This window comes from Vibrio sp. T9, assembly GCF_003123985.1.
Classification (GTDB): domain Bacteria; phylum Pseudomonadota; class Gammaproteobacteria; order Enterobacterales; family Vibrionaceae; genus Vibrio; species Vibrio diabolicus.
Genome location: NZ_NIGY01000027.1, coordinates 1 through 3,120 on the forward strand (window position 1 = coordinate 1; position 3,120 = coordinate 3,120).

3 protein-coding genes are annotated in these 3,120 nt (G+C 39.4%); all 3 read right to left on the reverse strand.

What is annotated here, in order from left to right:
• Positions 1–237 precede the first annotated feature (237 nt).
• The 3 genes from CBX98_RS25075 to CBX98_RS25085 all read right to left on the reverse strand — a co-directional run bounded on the left by CBX98_RS25075 (position 238) and on the right by CBX98_RS25085 (position 2,995).
• Positions 238–1,176 (reverse strand): DUF6236 family protein, encoded by a 939-nt coding sequence (locus tag CBX98_RS25075; protein WP_172606027.1) that lies wholly within the window; start codon positions 1,174–1,176, stop codon positions 238–240.
• A gap of 115 nt (positions 1,177–1,291) precedes the next feature.
• On the reverse strand, positions 1,292–2,029 hold the full coding sequence (locus tag CBX98_RS25080; RefSeq protein ID WP_109170520.1) for a hypothetical protein: 738 nt from the start codon (positions 2,027–2,029) through the stop codon (positions 1,292–1,294).
• A gap of 240 nt (positions 2,030–2,269) precedes the next feature.
• A complete protein-coding gene (locus tag CBX98_RS25085) occupies positions 2,270–2,995 on the reverse strand; it encodes a hypothetical protein (RefSeq protein WP_109170521.1) in 726 nt (241 codons plus the stop codon).
• Positions 2,996–3,120: the final 125 nt, after the last annotated feature.

Here is a 3,120-nt window from a genome sequence, read left to right on the forward strand (position 1 = left end):
CCCGGAACGTCCAATACTGGGGTTAAACCCAATACATGTTCATAGAATTTGGAACTCGCTTCTTGATTCAATACATATAATATGTAACGCGAAAACATACACTTACTCCTTTAAGCTTGCTAACGCCCTGTTAAGGTGTGAGCAACGCAATACCGATGCCGCCGCATACCACCTTAATCACCTAAACCAACGCATAGTAAAAATGCCACGCGTTGCGAATCACTCTTAAACAGTTTGTTATATGCTTTGTGCAACGCCCTTCGAAAAAGCTTCGGTTAGATAACTAAACTCAACCTGCTCTTCGGGAATTACTTTTAATTTTTTACTCTTTACTGGTTCTAGTTGAACCATACTTGTAGCAGAGCATGCTAGACCACCAAAAACGGCTGCAAGTGGATTTAATGATGCACTACCACTTAGAGTTGCCCCCTTAACAAACTCACTCAAAAGTGTCGCTACACTTTGAGACCCTATATTTACCTTTAAATCTGTGAATTTAATTGAGCGCCCAAACCGACTTCGAGATGACGCGACGATCTCATTAGTAACTTTTTCCAAGTCAGAAACAGCCAAATTTAGTGCTGTTTCACTAAACCCAGTAGGAAGTGAAACTTGAAGAGTTACTAAGTCCATGGAGTTTCGAAACTCGCTTAATAGATCTGAATGTTCAGTTTTAAACGCAACTATTTTCTTGAGAGATATATTTTCCGCAGGTACGGGGAGCTTATTGTATAGCGCAACTTGCACACAGTGTTCATCGATAGCATCTTTCGTTCTAGCGATAAACTCTCGGTACGATTGTTGCGGAACCCATATGACGTCTGGCTGAGCTATTGATTTTTTCTTTAATGACTGCGCCTGAAAGTCCAAAAATGTATCTACCCAATTTTTTGCACCCTCTGATTTTAAGCTGTATGCCGACTCTTTAGTGTATATGTTTCCGGCAAAAGGTAGATCTTGGTACTCTTTAAGTAAGATGCCCGCATCTTCTAACACTATCTCATCAACACTTCGCTTCCAGAGCGGAAGTTGGGCACTAACAGGCTGTACAATATAGTCCCAATAAAGACAGAAGCTCTGCATCTGTTCTTTACGTAACTGAACATGAGGTATGTAAGCATCACCACCAAGGTTTTCAAAATGGGGACAAAAAACTATTCCTCGTTTTCGGGACATAAAAACTCCTCTGGCATATAACGCCGCATTAAGGTGTGAGCGACGCTTGGCTATACTTGAGCGAAGCGAAACTGCCAAGCGTTGCGAATCACTCTTAAATGCTTTGTTAGAGCTATTATGGCTGCATATATTCAGGAGCAACCAGTTGATTAGCTACAACTTTTTTATCATACTCTGAGATAAGTTCTACCACTGCATTTCGTAACTTTCGCACAAATGTATAGTTGATAAAAATATAATCATTTTTGTACGCTAATTTAGGATATTTTTCTTTGAAATCTTGAGTTACCTTACCATCAGTATGCACCAAAAAGTGGCGCACCTCTAAGAAAGGTAAAACCTTTTCAATTAATTGATTATCAATGTCTAACCCTAACTTCGATGCTATTTTCTTTAGTAATTGAAGCGTACTTTTTTCAGCTTCAAGTGATTGAAATACAGAATCTGAAATCAGGTTTGCCATATATTCCCAACTACCTGCTTCCAATACTTCTTTTGCGTTAATTTTAAAACTATGCTCACCGATCAAGCGACCAGCTTCAAAGCCATTTTGAGCAGCTAATTCGAGGATTGTTTTTAAGTATGCTGTTACTTCCTCATAGACATCTTTCACATACGCTGAATATACTGTTGAGCGAAGATGGTGAATAACCAACCCGCGACTACCATCAGAGTTACGACGCCTGGCTAGATGCTTATGTTTAGATTCGTCGATTCCTTTCAAAACATTCGCCGAAGATGGATCTGTTAACTCACCAGACATAACATTACGTCTTAATACGTCCATCAACTCAATGTCATCATCGAAATAATGGATTTTTGATTCAAATGATTGAAATGCTTTTGTTTTCATTATGATACAACTCTATTACGCGTTCGTATGACTCAAATCTAAGTAAAAACCTACTATAACAAGATATGTAACCTAAGTGTCTGATAGGAACCATGGTTACTTGAAGTTCTGGTAGCTCTAACGCCCTGTTAAGTAGTGAGGCACGCTATACAAATGCCTCTGCACTACTCCGTAAACACAAAAACTACTGCAAACCCAAAATGCCACGCGTGCCGAATCTGCTTGAACAGTTTGTTAGGTTTATTTTAGTGCGATGTACGCATGCCTTGCACCACTTGTAGAACCCTTAAAAAGATCGTGGTAATCGTCTTGGTGTACACGCCCAATAAATGCATTTTTAGAACGTTCACTATGAGTTAACACTTCAATTCTGGTAGTTAAACGCTCATAGTGCCCATTGGCACCATAGACTTTATAAGTAGTATTGTTTTCTAGTGCTGTCGAGATAATAGGGTTACGAAGGTTAAGTACTATTCTTCCTTTATCAGCATCGCGTTCTGATATAAAAAGTTCCACTTTTAGCTTTTTTGAAGCAAGAACATTTAAGTAACCACGTAAGTCACTATTTTCTTTTTCTAACTCACCTAAACGCTGCTTTAGCTTTGAGTTTTCATCGGACAGACTATCTAAGCGTTTATTTATAGTGTTCTCGATACTAGTAATGTTATCTCTCGAGTCTAGAACTGACTTTTTGGAAGCGAACGCATCGTTCTTCAGATTATCTAGTTTATCACTTGGAATAATCTCATTTTTCGCAAACTCGTTTTCATCTGTGACTACGAATTGACCATTTTTAATCTCTTCACGAAAGTACCCGTCCCGCTCAAAAGATTGTTGTATTTGCGGTTGTATATAAGCGTCAACGAAGCTTTCCCAATTCCACGCAAGCACAACGCTCAAAATGGCAAAAACTGCGGTGACGAAAACTCCAAGTACATGTTCTTGAATCTTATCCCAAATTGCCATTTACTCTCCTATAAACCTAACGCCTTGTTAAGGTGTGAGGCACGCAATCCCGAAGCTTCCGCATACCACCTTAACCACTAAACCTAACGCATAGTAAAAATGCCACGCGTGCCGAATCACTCTTG

Bases quoted from the DNA above. Each gene is read 5' to 3' on its own strand.
- CBX98_RS25075 (WP_172606027.1), bottom strand. From the start codon at position 1,176: ATGTCCCGAAAACGAGGAATAGTTTTTTGTCCCCATTTTGAAAACCTT.
- CBX98_RS25080 (WP_109170520.1), bottom strand. From the start codon at position 2,029: ATGAAAACAAAAGCATTTCAATCATTTGAATCAAAAATCCATTATTTC.
- CBX98_RS25085 (WP_109170521.1), bottom strand. From the start codon at position 2,995: ATGGCAATTTGGGATAAGATTCAAGAACATGTACTTGGAGTTTTCGTC.